This is a genomic window from Citrobacter sp. Cs237 (assembly GCF_030332325.1).
Lineage (GTDB): Bacteria > Pseudomonadota > Gammaproteobacteria > Enterobacterales > Enterobacteriaceae > Citrobacter_A > Citrobacter_A sedlakii.
The window spans coordinates 61,355-75,980 of record NZ_JAOWIB010000102.1; the positions used below are offsets into that span (position 1 = coordinate 61,355).

The following is a 14,626-nucleotide window of genomic DNA, read 5'->3' on the forward strand; positions in this document are numbered from 1 at the left end:
TCAGCGTGAATGCCTGATATACTCATTCGTCATGCCAAATAAGGAGTAATAGCCCCGATGAATGCCGAAAAACAGCCGGTAAACCAGAACGTTGACCACGAAGAAATTGCCAAATTTGAAGCAGTCGCGTCGCGCTGGTGGGATCTGGAAGGCGAATTTAAGCCGCTGCACCGCATTAACCCGCTGCGCCTCGGTTACATCGCGGAGCGTTCCGGGGGTCTGTTTGGGAAAAAGGTGCTCGACGTCGGCTGCGGCGGCGGCATTCTGGCTGAAAGTATGGCCCGCGAAGGCGCCAGCGTTACCGGGCTGGATATGGGCTTCGAGCCGCTGCAGGTGGCAAAACTGCATGCGCTGGAAAGCGGTATTCACGTCGATTACGTGCAGGAAACCGTGGAGGAACACGCGGCGAAGCATGCCGGACAGTATGATGTGGTGACCTGCATGGAGATGCTGGAGCATGTCCCGGATCCGCAGTCGGTGGTTCGCGCCTGCGCACAGTTAGTCAAACCCGGCGGCGAAGTCTTTTTCTCGACGATTAACCGTAACGGTAAGTCCTGGCTGATGGCGGTCGTCGGCGCAGAATACATTCTGCGAATGGTGCCCAAGGGCACGCATGATGTGAAAAAATTTATCAAGCCCGCCGAGCTGTTAGGCTGGGTGGACGAGACGGCACTGAAAGAACGCCATATCACCGGCCTGCACTATAACCCGCTCACCAACAGCTTCAAGCTGGGCCCAGGCGTTGACGTCAACTACATGGTGCACACCACGGCTAAAGCTGAGTAATCCCGTCGCCGGATGAGACGCTACGGCGTCCTGTCCGGCCTGCGGAAAAAATAAAAATCCGAAAAAATTGTGCCAGCTCATAAGAACTTTCTTCACCTTCGTTGAAGAAATCAGCACTCGATCAAATTATCTATTTTTTTTATGAATTATTGACATCCCCGCCAGGCCTTATAAGACGCGCACTTAGCCTTTCTTACCCTTTTGCAACCTCAATTTAACCTTAAAATCAACTCTTGTACTGAAAAGATTCCCTACTAGAATACTCACCATATAGCGTTTACTTTAACACCCACCCCCTACATATAGTATTTATCCACAGAGTTAGTCACAAGGTGGCGCTGTGGATAATGCGGGGGATATTTTTTCTTTCACGGACAGGTAAAAACCACATGAATCAGAGTCTGCTGGTGACAAAGCGTGATGGTAGTACAGAGCGCATCAATCTCGACAAAATCCATCGGGTTCTGGATTGGGCGGCAGAAGGACTGAACAACGTCTCGATTTCTCAGGTCGAACTGCGCTCCCACATCCAGTTTTATGACGGTATCAAGACATCCGATATCCATGAAACGATCATCAAAGCCGCCGCCGATCTGATCTCCCGCGACGCGCCGGACTACCAGTACCTGGCCGCTCGCCTGGCGATTTTCCATCTGCGTAAAAAAGCCTACGGCGAGTTCGAACCGCCCGCGCTGTACGACCATGTGGTGAAAATGGTTGAGATGGGCAAATACGACAATCATCTGCTGGAAGACTACACGGAAGAAGAGTTCAAGCAGATGGATTCGTTCATCGTGCACGATCGCGATATGACCTTCTCCTATGCTGCCGTGAAACAGTTGGAAGGCAAATACCTGGTGCAGAACCGCGTCACCGGCGAGATCTACGAGAGCGCCCAGTTCCTGTATATTCTGGTGGCCGCCTGCCTGTTCTCGAACTATCCGCGAGAAACCCGTCTCGATTACGTTAAGCGTTTTTACGATGCCGTTTCTACGTTCAAGATTTCCCTGCCGACGCCAATTATGTCCGGCGTGCGCACCCCGACGCGCCAGTTCAGCTCTTGCGTGCTAATTGAGTGCGGCGACAGCCTGGACTCGATTAACGCGACCTCCAGCGCCATCGTGAAATACGTCTCCCAGCGCGCCGGTATCGGCATCAACGCCGGTCGCATCCGCGCGCTGGGCAGCCCGATTCGCGGCGGCGAAGCGTTCCACACCGGCTGCATCCCGTTCTACAAACACTTCCAGACGGCGGTGAAATCCTGCTCGCAGGGCGGCGTGCGCGGCGGCGCAGCAACCTTGTTCTACCCGATGTGGCATCTGGAAGTCGAAAGCCTGCTGGTGCTGAAAAACAACCGCGGCGTGGAAGGCAACCGCGTGCGTCACATGGACTATGGCGTACAGATCAACAAACTGATGTACACCCGCCTGCTGAAAGGGGAAGAGATCACCCTGTTCAGCCCGTCTGACGTCCCGGGCCTGTATGACGCGTTCTTCGCCGATCAGGATGAGTTCGAACGTCTGTATACCAAATACGAAAAAGACGACAGTATCCGTAAACAGCGCGTAAAAGCGGTAGATCTGTTCTCTCTGATGATGCAGGAACGTGCGTCCACGGGCCGTATCTACATTCAGAACGTTGACCATTGCAACACCCATAGCCCGTTCGACCCGCAGGTCGCGCCGGTACGTCAGTCCAACCTGTGCCTGGAAATCGCCCTGCCGACCAGGCCGCTGATGGACGTTAACGACGAAAACGGCGAAATCGCGCTGTGTACGCTGTCTGCGTTTAACCTCGGCGCGATCAACAGCCTTAACGAACTGGAAGAGCTGGCGGTGCTGGCGGTTCGAGCCCTCGACGCGCTGCTGGATTACCAGGACTACCCTATCCCGGCCGCGAAACGTGGCGCTATGGGTCGCCGTACGCTGGGTATCGGCGTCATTAACTTCGCCTACTATCTGGCGAAACACGGCGTTCGCTACTCCGACGGCAGTGCCAACAACCTGACGCACAAAACGTTTGAAGCGATCCAGTACTATCTGCTGAAAGCCTCTAACGAACTGGCGATCGAGCAAGGCGCCTGCCCGTGGTTTAACGAGACCACCTATGCGCAGGGCATTCTGCCGATCGATACTTACAAGAAAGACCTCGACGCGATTGCCAACGAGCCGCTGCATCACGACTGGGAAGCGTTGCGTGAATCCATCAAGACCCACGGCCTGCGTAACTCCACGCTCTCTGCGCTGATGCCGTCCGAGACCTCTTCGCAGATCTCGAACGCGACCAACGGTATTGAGCCGCCGCGCGGTTACGTCAGCATTAAAGCGTCGAAGGACGGCATTCTGCGTCAGGTGGTACCGGACTATGAGCATCTGGGCAAGGCCTACGAACTGCTGTGGGAAATGCCGGGTAACGATGGGTATCTGCAGTTAGTTGGCATCATGCAGAAATTTATCGATCAGTCGATTTCGGCTAACACCAACTATGACCCGACACGCTTCCCGTCAGGAAAAGTGCCGATGCAGCAGTTGCTGAAAGACCTGCTCACCGCCTATAAATTCGGCGTCAAGACGCTGTATTATCAGAACACCCGCGATGGTGCGGAAGATGCCCAGGACGATCTGGTGCCATCCATTCAGGACGATGGCTGCGAAAGCGGCGCATGTAAGATCTGATGAAAGATGCCGGGTGGCGCTACGCTTACCCGGCCTACGATTGCACGGTTTGTAGGCCGGATACGGTGCTTGCCCCTATCCGGCGCTCATCCCACAAAGGACTCACTTCAATGGCATACACCACTTTTTCACAGACGAAAAATGACCAGTTGCTGGAACCGATGTTTTTCGGCCAGCCGGTGAACGTTGCGCGTTACGATCAGCAAAAATATGACATCTTCGAAAAGCTGATTGAAAAACAGCTCTCCTTCTTCTGGCGTCCGGAAGAAGTGGACGTTTCCCGCGACCGCATCGACTACCAGGCGCTGCCGGAGCATGAAAAACACATTTTTATCAGCAATCTGAAGTATCAGACGCTACTGGACTCCATTCAGGGACGCAGTCCGAACGTGGCGCTGCTGCCTCTGATCTCCATTCCGGAGCTGGAGACCTGGGTCGAAACCTGGGCGTTTTCAGAAACAATTCACTCCCGCTCTTACACCCATATCATTCGTAATATCGTCAACGATCCGGCGGTGGTGTTTGATGATATCGTGACCAACGAGCAAATTCAGAAACGCGCTGAAGGCATCGCCAGCTATTATGACGAACTGATTGAGATGACCAGCTACTGGCATCTGCTGGGCGAAGGCACGCACACGGTAAATGGCAAAACCGTCACCGTGAACCTGCGTGAACTGAAGAAAAAGCTGTACCTGTGCCTGATGAGCGTTAACGCGCTGGAAGCCATTCGCTTCTACGTCAGCTTTGCCTGCTCGTTCGCCTTCGCCGAGCGCGAACTGATGGAAGGCAACGCCAAAATCATTCGCCTGATTGCCCGCGACGAAGCGCTGCACCTGACCGGCACTCAGCACATGCTGAACCTGCTGCGTTCCGGCAGCGACGATCCGGAAATGGCGGAGATTGCCGAAGAGTGCAAGCAAGAGTGCTATGACCTGTTTGTCCAGGCGGCGCAGCAGGAAAAAGAGTGGGCAGATTATCTGTTCCGCGACGGCTCAATGATCGGTCTGAACAAAGACATTCTTTGCCAGTACGTGGAATATATCACCAACATCCGCATGCAGGCGGTTGGCCTTGATCTCCCCTTCCAGACGCGCTCCAACCCGATCCCGTGGATCAACACCTGGCTGGTGTCGGACAACGTGCAGGTCGCGCCGCAGGAAGTGGAAGTCAGTTCTTACCTGGTCGGTCAGATCGACTCTGAAGTCGATACCGACGATCTGAGCAATTTCCAGCTCTGATGGGACGCGTTACGCTGCGCATCACTGGCACACAGCTGCTGTGCCAGGATGAGCACCCTTCCCTGCTCGCCGCGCTTGAATCGCATAACGTGGAAGTGGAATATCAGTGCCGCGAAGGCTACTGCGGCTCGTGTCGCATCCGTCTGGTCGCCGGTCAGGTTGACTGGCTCACCGAACCGCTGGCCTTTGTGCAGCCTGACGAAATTTTACCCTGCTGTTGCAGGGCAAAAGGCGATATTGAGATTGAGATGTAACGCGTATTACAGCGCGGCATAATACGCTTTAACCGCCTCCCAGTCCGCTTGCGGAATCGGATGCAGGTTTTTCTCTAACTGGGAAAAGTCGTGCTGCGCGGCTTTACGCCGACGAAAGCGGCGACGGCTTTTTTCCAGATCGAGAAATCCGGCTTCCACTTCACCTTCCGTTTTTACGTAGATGTGACGTACATAGCAACAACCGTGCTGACGGTTCACGGCATGCATCTTTTTGAAGGCCAGCGCCACGGCTTTGAGCATGTCCTGCCGCAGATCATCAGGATAGGGCGTTAGCGCATGCTGGTGGTACCAGTCGGCAATGCTGACAAAGCCGCTCATGTCCTCAGTAACAAGTAACGCGCGCCACTCGCCGTTAACTTTCATCGCGTCGCCATATACGATTTTCGGTACGATAACGCCAGCTCGCGCCAGTTCTTTGATCACCGCGATTTCACGCACAATCGTCGGGCGCCCCCACGGATAACGCAGCGAGTAAAATAGATGTTGCGTCATCCGCTTCACGTACAGCCGGGTTCCGTCCCGCTCAATACACTGTACTCCGCTCATGCCTTTGCGTCGGGAGTTAGGTTCTTCCACCCAATCCCCTTCCGTGGCCCACCAGTCATAAAAGGTTGACTGCAGAACGTCCTGCGCCATCTTTCACCATCCGTTATAGTCACGTGGAAAACGATTTAGACAGGAAATATAGATCGCTTACATAAGAAATACATGAGAAGGTGATGTTCGGTTGCGGACTTCACGCTCGGCTGCGCGGCCAGGAGGGTAAAAATAAAAACTGCACCCGGGTGCGCGAAAAACCGCTTTTGGGTGCAGTGGTAAGGTTGATACGGCGCGGTTTACTCTTTACGCAGGAACACTACCGCTTTATCGGGGAAATCAGTAAACAGCCCGTCAACACCCGCCTGGTTGTAAAGAATGTCATAAAGCTGGTCGACATTCGCGGCGTAGTCCGGCAGTTGATCCGCGCGTACCGTATAAGGATGAACCGTCATCTTATTCTGGTGCGCGTCTTTCACCATGTCAGTCAGGATGATGTTGTCTTTTTTCGACGTCTCATCAATCAGCATATGATAGTCAGGGCCAATGCCATCGGCGTATTCGGCAATCTGCTTCATCGCCCCGGGCTTGAACATCCAGTCATAGCTGTAGTTCACCCATTTTCCGTCCGGCTGTTTTTCCTGAGTCTCATTCCAGTCGGTATACGCAATGAGCTGCACCAGGTTGAGATCCATCCCCATCTTTGGCTCCAGCTCGTTTTTGATGCGCTTGAGTTCCGCGACGTCAAAACTTTGCAGATAAACCTTATCCTGCTTGTCGCTGTAGCCGTACTTTTTCAGCACGTCCAGCGTGGTTGCCGCAATGTCCTTTCCTTCCTGATGGTGGAACCACGGCGCTTTAATTTCCGGATAGATGCCGATGTTTTTGCCGGTAGAGTGATTCAGCCCCTGCACAAACTCGATCTCTTCTTCAAAAGTATGCACGCGGAAATCCGATTTTCCCATCGGGAAACGGCCCGGATAGGTTTGCACCTTCTTGCCGTTTTCCAGGTCGAACCCTTCGGTAAACTTCAGGGATTTGATCTCCTCAAGGGTGAAGTCGATAGCGTAATAGCGTCCGTCTTTCCGCGCGCGATCCGGGAAGCGCTCAGCGACATCAGTGACGCGATCAAGATAGTGGTCATGGAGGACGACCAGCCGGTCGTCCTTCGTCATCACCAGATCCTGCTCCAGGTAATCCGCTCCCTGGGCGTAGGCCATCGCCTTCGCAGGCAGCGTATGCTCCGGCAGATAGCCGCTTGCGCCGCGGTGCGCAATCACCACTTTGTCGTTATCGCTGGCAGCCAGCGCGCTGCTTCCCAGCACCATCCCGCTCATCATCAGCGCCAGGCTCAGGTTCTTAAACGTCGTTTTCATTACATTAGCCTCCGTTGCGTTTCAGCATCATCTCCTGGTGATGGCGTTTCTCGCCGAACATGACGATAACCAGCAGGACCACCGCCAGAATGCTGCCGCCAATCATCACCATGAAGCCGCCGTCCCAGCCGAAGAAGTCAACGGTGTAACCCACTATCGCGCTCGCCGCCACAGAACCGCCGAGATAGCCAAACAGACCGGTAAAGCCTGCCGCAGTCCCTGCCGCTTTTTTCGGCGCCAGTTCCAGCGCATGCAGACCAATCAACATAACCGGACCGTAAATCAGGAAGCCGATAACGATCATGCAAATCATGTCGACAGTCGGGTTGCCCGCCGGGTTCATCCAGTAGACGATGGTCGCAATGGTCACCAGGGTCATAAAGAATACGCCGGTGGCGCCACGGTTGCCGCGGAACACTTTATCCGACATCCAACCGCACAACAGGGTGCCCGGAATGCCTGCATATTCATACAAGAAATAAGCCCAGGACGATTTATCCAACGCAAAATGCTTCACTTCCTTCAGATAGGTCGGCGACCAGTCGAGGATGCCGTAGCGCAGCAGATAAACAAAGACGTTAGCGATAGCGATGTACCACAACAGTTTGTTCGGCAACACGTACTGCATGAAAATCTGCTTCGCGGTCAGCTCTTCTTCCGCTTTTTCGTTGTAGTCGTCCGGATAATCGTTTTTGTACTCTTCGATCGGCGGCAGGCCGCAGGACTGCGGCGTGTCGCGCATCATGGCGAAAGCAAAGAGCGCAACGATGATGGCGCCAAACGCAGGCATATACAGCGCGGCTTTCCAGTCGTTAAACCATGCCATACCAAGCAGGAACAGCAGTGGAGGGATCCCGCCGCCGACGTTATGCGCGCAGTTCCATACCGACACGATTCCGCCGCGCTCTTTCTGCGACCACCAGTGCACCATAGTACGACCACACGGCGGCCACCCCATCCCCTGGAACCAGCCACACAGGAATAACAGGACAAACATAATGGCAATGCTCGATGTCGCCCACGGCACAAAGCCCATGAACAGCATAACCGCCGCCGCGAGAATCAGACCGGCAGGAAGGAAAACGCGCGGATTCGAGCGGTCGGACACCGACCCCATGATGAATTTCGAAAATCCGTAAGCGATGGAAATCCCTGACAGCGCAAAACCGAGATCGCCGCGCGAAAACCCTTGCTCCACCAGATACGGCATGGCCAGCGCGAAGTTCTTGCGCACCAGGTAATACGCGGCATAGCCAAAGAATATCCCCAGGAAAATCTGCCAACGGAGCCGACGATAGGTCGGATCAATCTCCGCTTGCGGCAAGCGCGCTTTATGCGCGGCTGGTTTAAAAATACTCAACATAATGTAGCCTCCGTGGCCCGTCTCTTTATAAGTGGTCAACACCGCAGTTCGTACAAACAACCCCGCTGCTTCCAGTGTGGCCGCGATGTTAAGTAAAGATACATGCGGTTAATGTGAATTACAGCACATATTGTTACAGTTTTATGACAAATGTTCAGAAAGGCGCACGAAATCACGTTTCATTTTCGAATCATGAGCGAATATGCGCGAAATCAAACAAACCATGCGTTTTATGTGGCTAAATGATAAAAAACGAACTGTGAGGGAAAACAATGAAAACTCGCGACTCGCAAACTGCTGACGTGATTATCATTGGTGGAGGCGCCACGGGGGCCGGTATTGCCCGTGACTGCGCGCTACGCGGCCTGCGCGTTATTTTAGTTGAACGCCACGACATCGCCACCGGCGCGACCGGGCGCAACCACGGTCTGCTGCACAGCGGCGCGCGCTATGCGGTCACTGACGCAGAGTCCGCCCGCGAGTGCATCAGCGAAAACCAGATTTTAAAACGTATCGCCCGTCACTGCGTTGAACCGACGGACGGTCTGTTTATTACCCTGCCCGAAGACGACCTCGCATTCCAGGCCACGTTTATTCGCGCCTGCGAAGAGGCCGGGATCCGCGCAGAGGCGATCGATCCGCAGCAGGCGCGCATAATTGAACCCTCAGTCAATCCACAGCTGACTGGCGCGGTAAAAGTCCCTGACGGCACGGTCGATCCGTTCCGCCTCACGGCGGCGAATATGCTTGATGCGAAGGAGCATGGCGCAGTGATTCTGACCGCTCATGAAGTGACCGGCCTGATCCGCGAAGGGGCAACGGTCAGCGGCGTGCATGTACGCAATGCGCTGACTGGCGAAACGCAAACGCTGCATGCGCCAGTGGTGGTCAATGCCGCCGGGATCTGGGGGCAACGAATCGCGGAATACGCCGACCTGAGCATCCGCATGTTCCCGGCGAAAGGATCGCTGCTGATTCTGGATCACCGTATTAATCAGCATGTGATAAACCGCTGCCGTAAGCCGTCCGATGCCGATATTCTGGTGCCGGGCGACACCATTTCACTCATTGGCACCACCTCAACCCACATTGATTACAACGATATCGACAGCAACCGCGTCACCGCCGAGGAAGTGGATATTCTGCTGCGTGAAGGGGAAAAACTGGCGCCCGTGATGGCGAAGACCCGTATCCTGCGTGCATACTCCGGAGTAAGGCCGCTGGTCGCCAGCGACGACGATCCGAGCGGACGCAACGTCAGCCGCGGTATAGTGCTGTTCGACCATGCGGAACGCGATGGTCTGGACGGATTTATCACCATTACCGGCGGCAAACTGATGACCTACCGCCTGATGGCGGAGTGGGCCACCGATGCGGTCTGTCGCAAACTGGGTAATACTCGCCCCTGCATGACCGCCGACACGCCGCTGCCTGGTTCGCACGAACCGACAGAAACCACCCTTAAGCGCGTGATCTCCCTGCCCGCGCCGTTGCGCGGCTCCGCCGTTTATCGCCACGGCGATCGCACGCCGGCGTGGTTAAGCCAGGGACGTCAGCATCGCAGCGTGGTTTGCGAATGTGAAGCCGTCACCGCTGGCGAAGTCCAGTACGCGGTGGAAAATTTAAACGTGAACAGCCTGCTTGACCTGCGCCGCCGTACCCGCGTAGGCATGGGCACCTGCCAGGGTGAACTGTGCGCCTGCCGTGCCGCCGGATTGCTGCAACGTTTTAATATCACCACCGCCACACAATCCATCAGCCAACTCTCTGATTTCTTAAATGAACGCTGGAAAGGCGTGCAGCCTATCGCCTGGGGCGACGCGCTGCGCGAAAGCGAATTCACCCGCTGGGTATACCAGGGCTTATGTGGTCTGGAAAAGGAGCCGCGCGATGAGATTTGATACAGTCATTATGGGCGGCGGTCTGGCCGGACTCCTCTGCGGTTTGCAGTTGCAAAAACATGGCCAGCGCTGTGCGATCGTCACCCGCGGGCAGAGCGCGCTGCACTTCTCCTCCGGTTCGCTGGATCTGCTCAGCGCATTACCGGATGGACAACCGGTAACGGATATCGCTGCCGGTCTGGACGCACTGCAAAAACAGGCGCCTGCCCACCCTTATTCACAACTGGGAACAGAACATGTGCTACAGCTTGCACAGCAAGCACAGGCAGTGCTGCAGGCATCCGGCGCGCAGATGCAGGGCGACGTAAGGCAATCGCATCAGCGCGTCACCCCGCTGGGCACGCTGCGGACAACCTGGCTTAGCGCGCCGGAAATTCCGGTCTGGCCGCTTACCGCAAAACATTTGTGCGTGGTCGGTATCACCGGTCTGCTCGATTTTCAGGCGCATCTTGCCGCCGCCTCTCTGCAGCAGGCCGGTTTGACGGTCGACACGGCGGAGATCGACCTGCCCGAACTGGACGTGCTACGCGACAACGCCACGGAGTTTCGCGCGGTGAACATTGCGCGTTTTCTTGACAACGAAGACAAATGGCCGCTGCTGTTCGACGCGCTGTTACCCGTGGCGAAAAGCTGCGAGATGGTGATGATGCCCGCCTGCTTTGGCCTCGCGGATGAGCGCCTATGGCGCTGGCTCAACGCGCGCCTGCCGTGTCCGCTGACGCTGCTGCCGACCCTGCCGCCGTCTGTGCTGGGCATTCGTCTGCATAATCAGCTTCAGCGCCAGTTTGTACGTCAGGGCGGGATCTGGATGCCAGGCGATGAAGTGAAGAAAGTGACCTGCAAAAACGGCGCGGTGAGCGAAATCTGGACCCGCAATCATGCTGATATTCCACTCCGTCCGCGCTTCGCGGTACTGGCCAGCGGCAGCTTCTTCAGCAGTGGGCTGGTGGCTGACCGTCAGGGCATTCGCGAACCGATTCTTGGACTGGATGTTCAGCAAACGGCCAACCGTGCCGGGTGGTACCGACAAGATTTCTTTGACGCCCAACCCTGGCAGCAGTTTGGCGTCACCACCGACGCAGCGTTACGTCCATCTCTGGCCGGGCAAACGGTAGAAAACCTGTTTGCCATTGGTTCGGTGCTCGGCGGATTCGACCCGATAACCCAGGGATGCGGCGGCGGCGTCTGCGCCGTCACCGCCTTACACGCCGCCCATGAGATCGCAAAACGTGCAGGAGGTGAGCAATGAGCGATACCCGTTTTGAAAGTTGCATCAAGTGCACAGTGTGCACCACCGCCTGTCCGGTCAGCCGCGTCAATCCCGGTTATCCCGGCCCCAAACAGGCCGGACCCGACGGCGAGCGTCTGCGTCTGAAAGACGGTGCGCTATACGATGAGGCGCTGAAATATTGCATTAACTGCAAGCGCTGCGAAGTGGCGTGTCCGTCTGATGTGAAGATTGGCGATATCATTCAGCGCGCGCGGGCAAAATATGACACTTCGCGCCCGTCGCTACGCAATTTCATCCTCAGCCATACGGATCTGATGGGAAGCGTCTCTACGCCGTTCGCCCCGGTGGTGAATACCGCAACATCGCTAAAACCGGTGCGCCAGTTGCTTGATTACGCGCTAAAAATCGACCATCGTCGCACCCTGCCCAAATACTCGTTTGGCACCTTCCGTCGCTGGTATCGCAGCGTAGCGCAGCAGCAGGCGCAGTATAAGGATCAGGTCGCCTTCTTTCATGGTTGTTTTGTCAATTACAACCATCCGCAACTCGGAAAGGACTTAATTAAGGTACTGAACGCCATGGGCACCGGCGTCCAGTTGTTGAGCAAAGAGAAGTGTTGCGGGGTACCGCTTATCGCCAACGGTTTCACCGACAAAGCGCGTAAGCAGGCGGTGACGAACGTCGAATCGCTGCGCGAAGCGATTGCGGTAAAAGGCATCCCCGTTATCGCCACCTCCTCCACCTGTACCTTCGCCCTGCGCGACGAGTATCCGGAAGTGCTGGATGTCGACAACCGCGGTCTCCGAGAGCACATCGAACTGGCGACCCGCTGGCTGTGGCGCAGACTTGATGAAGGCAAAACGTTGCCGTTGAAAACGCTGCCGCTGAAAGTGGTTTATCACACGCCGTGCCACATGGAAAAAATGGGCTGGACGCTGTATACCCTTGAACTGCTGCGCCGGATACCGGGTCTGGAGCTAACGGTGCTGGACTCTCAGTGCTGCGGAATCGCCGGAACCTATGGCTTTAAGAAAGAGAACTACCCCACCTCGCAGTCCATTGGCGCGCCGCTGTTTAAGCAGATTGAAGAGAGCGGCGCCGATCTGGTGGTCACCGACTGCGAAACCTGCAAATGGCAAATTGAGATGTCCACCAGCAAACGCTGCGAACATCCGATAACGCTGTTAGCGCAGGCGCTCGGTTAACGCACTTACCTGACGGCGCAAAACGCAGAGCCTGAACATCACATCCATGCCGGATTGCATCCGGCATTTTTGCGTGATTCTTTCCATAAAACTGTATACGTTGCAACCGCAAGCAACTTTCCCTCGTCCCGCCGCGCAAAGCCTGTATTCAACTAATGCAACCCGCGCCATCAGCCTGTAACGTCACGACAACACAATGTTAAGGTGACGGACTACCATGACGCATTCAACCACATCCACTCCGCACGATGCGGTGTTTAAAAAGCTGATTTCCAGTCCTGAAGTGGCACGGGACTTTCTCACTATCCACCTTCCCGCGCCATTGCGCGAAATGTGCGATTTAACAACGCTCAGGCTGGAAGCCACCACGTTTATCGAACAGGATCTCCGCGCATATTATTCTGACGTCGTGTGGTCGCTGAAAACAAAAGAAGGCGAAGGCTATATCTATTGCGTCATTGAACATCAGAGCACTGCCGTGCCGCATATGGCCTTTCGGCTCATGCGCTATGCCACCGCCGCCATGCAACATCATCTGGATGCCGGGCATAAAACGCTGCCGCTGGTGATCCCGATGCTGTTTTACCACGGCGTGCAAAGTCCGTATCCCTGGTCGCTAAACTGGCTGGACGAATTTGATAATCCGCAGCTGGCACGGCAGCTCTATACGGAGGCCTTTCCGCTGGTGGACATAACGGTGGTGCCTGACGATGAAATCATGCAACACCAGCGCGTTGCTCTGCTTGAGCTTATGCAAAAGCATATCCGGGATCGCGATCTGATGGGTCTGGTTGACCGGCTGGTGACGCTGTTAATTAACGGTATTGCTAATGACAGCCAGCTGCAAACGCTGTTTAATTATCTGGTGCAGTACGGCGATGCGACGCGCTTTAGCGAGTTTATCCGCGAGGTCGCCGAACGTTCCCCCCATCATAAGGAGAGACTGATGACAATTGCAGAACGACTGCGGCAGGAAGGCCACCGTCATGGATTGCAGGAGGGGCTGCAAAAAGGCCTGCAGCAAGGATTACACGAAGGTAAGCGAACAGGCACCAGAGAAGAGGCGCTGCGCATTGCGCGAATGATGATCGAGAAAGGGATCGAACGTGATTTGGTGCTGACCATCACCGGTATCTCTGTTGATGAGGTCATAGCCAGCCACCACTGATGCCATAAGCAGGCCGGATAAGCGAAGCGTCGCCATCCGGCACGTTTACTCAGTAGCTACTTTTTACCGGGGTCGCTGAACCGACAGCTTTAAACATCGCCAGTCGGCGATCCAGCGCCTCGGTATAAAGCATGGTATCGACGCCCACGGCGACGAAGTTAGCCCCCCACTGCAGGCATTTTTTCGCCATGGCCGGGTCAACCGCGAGGAACCCTGCCGCTTTACCGGCGGCGCGTATGCGAGCAATGCTTTCCTGAATGATGCGCTGCACGTCCGGGTGTCCGGCGTTATCCGGATAACCCAGCGACGCAGAGAGATCCGCCGGGCCAATAAACACGCCGTCAATGCCGTCCACGTCGAGAATAGCGTCGAGATTGTCGAGCGCCGTTTTGCTTTCGACCTGTACCAGCAGGCACAGCGATTCGTTGGCCTGCGCCATGTAGTTGTCGATACGTCCCCAGCGTGCCGCCCGCGCGACGCTGGCCCCTACGCCGCGCTCGCCAAGCGGTGGGTAACGGGTGGCGGCAACCACCTGACGCGCCTGTTCGGCGGTATCGACCATCGGGATTAGCAGCGTTTGCGCACCGATATCCAGGACTTGTTTAATCAGCGCTTTGCTTCCCTCAACCGGCCGGATCACCGGCTGGCTGGCATACGGCGCGATAGCCTGTAATTGATGATACAGATCCTGCACCGTATTCGGTGCGTGTTCACCGTCGATCAGCAGCCAGTCATAACCGGAGGTCGCGGCAATTTCCGCCATATAAGACGTGGTCGAACTCAGCCACAGCCCAATTTGCACTTCCCCTTTTTGTAAACCTTCCTTAAAAGGGTTTGCTAACAATGCGTTCATAATGATCCTTACAAC

At 55.6% G+C, this 14,626-nt stretch carries 12 protein-coding genes; 8 read left to right on the forward strand and 4 right to left on the reverse strand.

Going from position 1 to position 14,626, the window contains the following annotated elements; genetic code table 11:
• The first annotated feature begins 57 nt into the window (after positions 1-57).
• From ubiG to yfaE, 4 genes are all read left to right on the forward strand, one after another.
• Positions 58-786 carry a bifunctional 2-polyprenyl-6-hydroxyphenol methylase/3-demethylubiquinol 3-O-methyltransferase UbiG gene (ubiG, locus tag OGY07_RS09850; RefSeq protein WP_042290598.1) on the forward strand — a complete coding sequence of 243 codons (729 nt, stop codon included), beginning with the start codon at positions 58-60 and terminating at the stop codon, positions 784-786.
• Positions 787-1,175: 389 nt separating this feature from the next.
• Positions 1,176-3,461 (forward strand): class 1a ribonucleoside-diphosphate reductase subunit alpha, encoded by a 2,286-nt coding sequence (gene nrdA, locus OGY07_RS09855; RefSeq protein ID WP_286600256.1) that lies wholly within the window; start codon positions 1,176-1,178, stop codon positions 3,459-3,461.
• A gap of 110 nt (positions 3,462-3,571) precedes the next feature.
• Positions 3,572-4,702 (forward strand): class Ia ribonucleoside-diphosphate reductase subunit beta, encoded by a 1,131-nt coding sequence (gene nrdB, locus OGY07_RS09860; RefSeq protein ID WP_042290603.1) that lies wholly within the window; start codon positions 3,572-3,574, stop codon positions 4,700-4,702.
• Positions 4,702-4,956, forward strand: coding sequence for a class I ribonucleotide reductase maintenance protein YfaE (gene yfaE, locus OGY07_RS09865; protein WP_042290605.1), 255 nt, complete (start codon positions 4,702-4,704; stop codon positions 4,954-4,956). The genes nrdB and yfaE overlap by 1 nt, the downstream gene beginning before the upstream one ends.
• A gap of 6 nt (positions 4,957-4,962) precedes the next feature.
• Here yfaE and inaA read toward each other — a convergent pair whose 3' ends face one another.
• From inaA to glpT, 3 genes are all read right to left on the reverse strand, one after another.
• Positions 4,963-5,613 (reverse strand): lipopolysaccharide kinase InaA, encoded by a 651-nt coding sequence (gene inaA, locus OGY07_RS09870; RefSeq protein WP_060570127.1) that lies wholly within the window; start codon positions 5,611-5,613, stop codon positions 4,963-4,965.
• 200 nt (positions 5,614-5,813) lie between these two features.
• Entirely contained in the window at positions 5,814-6,890 is a 1,077-nt protein-coding gene (gene glpQ / locus OGY07_RS09875) for a glycerophosphodiester phosphodiesterase (RefSeq protein WP_042290610.1), read from the reverse strand.
• 4 nt (positions 6,891-6,894) lie between these two features.
• Positions 6,895-8,253, reverse strand: coding sequence for a glycerol-3-phosphate transporter (glpT, locus tag OGY07_RS09880; RefSeq protein WP_286600259.1), 1,359 nt, complete (start codon positions 8,251-8,253; stop codon positions 6,895-6,897).
• Between the two features lie 272 nt (positions 8,254-8,525).
• Between glpT and glpA the strand changes: the two genes are divergently transcribed.
• The 4 genes from glpA to OGY07_RS09900 all read left to right on the forward strand — a co-directional run bounded on the left by glpA (position 8,526) and on the right by OGY07_RS09900 (position 13,758).
• The gene (gene glpA / locus OGY07_RS09885) at positions 8,526-10,154 is read left to right on the forward strand and encodes an anaerobic glycerol-3-phosphate dehydrogenase subunit A (protein WP_286600261.1); all 1,629 of its coding nucleotides are present in this window, start codon (positions 8,526-8,528) and stop codon (positions 10,152-10,154) included.
• The gene (glpB, locus tag OGY07_RS09890) at positions 10,144-11,403 is read left to right on the forward strand and encodes a glycerol-3-phosphate dehydrogenase subunit GlpB (protein ID WP_060570124.1); all 1,260 of its coding nucleotides are present in this window, start codon (positions 10,144-10,146) and stop codon (positions 11,401-11,403) included. Before glpA ends, glpB begins: the two co-directional genes overlap by 11 nt.
• Positions 11,400-12,590 carry an anaerobic glycerol-3-phosphate dehydrogenase subunit GlpC gene (gene glpC, locus OGY07_RS09895; protein ID WP_181822844.1) on the forward strand — a complete coding sequence of 397 codons (1,191 nt, stop codon included), beginning with the start codon at positions 11,400-11,402 and terminating at the stop codon, positions 12,588-12,590. The genes glpB and glpC overlap by 4 nt, the downstream gene beginning before the upstream one ends.
• Positions 12,591-12,807: 217 nt before the next feature.
• Positions 12,808-13,758, forward strand: coding sequence for an Rpn family recombination-promoting nuclease/putative transposase (locus OGY07_RS09900; RefSeq protein WP_286600264.1), 951 nt, complete (start codon positions 12,808-12,810; stop codon positions 13,756-13,758).
• A 49-nt stretch (positions 13,759-13,807) separates the two neighbouring features.
• Here OGY07_RS09900 and yfaU read toward each other — a convergent pair whose 3' ends face one another.
• The gene (gene yfaU, locus OGY07_RS09905) at positions 13,808-14,611 is read right to left on the reverse strand and encodes a 2-keto-3-deoxy-L-rhamnonate aldolase (RefSeq protein ID WP_042290620.1); all 804 of its coding nucleotides are present in this window, start codon (positions 14,609-14,611) and stop codon (positions 13,808-13,810) included.
• Between the last annotated feature and the right edge of the window lie 15 nt (positions 14,612-14,626).

Coding starts and splice junctions, on each gene's coding strand:
- glpB (WP_060570124.1), top strand. CDS start 10,144: ATGAGATTTGATACAGTCATTATGGGCGGCGGTCTGGCCGGACTCCTC.
- ubiG (WP_042290598.1), top strand. CDS start 58: ATGAATGCCGAAAAACAGCCGGTAAACCAGAACGTTGACCACGAAGAA.
- glpQ (WP_042290610.1), bottom strand. CDS start 6,890: ATGAAAACGACGTTTAAGAACCTGAGCCTGGCGCTGATGATGAGCGGG.
- yfaU (WP_042290620.1), bottom strand. CDS start 14,611: ATGAACGCATTGTTAGCAAACCCTTTTAAGGAAGGTTTACAAAAAGGG.
- glpT (WP_286600259.1), bottom strand. CDS start 8,253: ATGTTGAGTATTTTTAAACCAGCCGCGCATAAAGCGCGCTTGCCGCAA.
- nrdB (WP_042290603.1), top strand. CDS start 3,572: ATGGCATACACCACTTTTTCACAGACGAAAAATGACCAGTTGCTGGAA.
- glpA (WP_286600261.1), top strand. CDS start 8,526: ATGAAAACTCGCGACTCGCAAACTGCTGACGTGATTATCATTGGTGGA.
- yfaE (WP_042290605.1), top strand. CDS start 4,702: ATGGGACGCGTTACGCTGCGCATCACTGGCACACAGCTGCTGTGCCAG.
- glpC (WP_181822844.1), top strand. CDS start 11,400: ATGAGCGATACCCGTTTTGAAAGTTGCATCAAGTGCACAGTGTGCACC.
- inaA (WP_060570127.1), bottom strand. CDS start 5,613: ATGGCGCAGGACGTTCTGCAGTCAACCTTTTATGACTGGTGGGCCACG.
- OGY07_RS09900 (WP_286600264.1), top strand. CDS start 12,808: ATGACGCATTCAACCACATCCACTCCGCACGATGCGGTGTTTAAAAAG.
- nrdA (WP_286600256.1), top strand. CDS start 1,176: ATGAATCAGAGTCTGCTGGTGACAAAGCGTGATGGTAGTACAGAGCGC.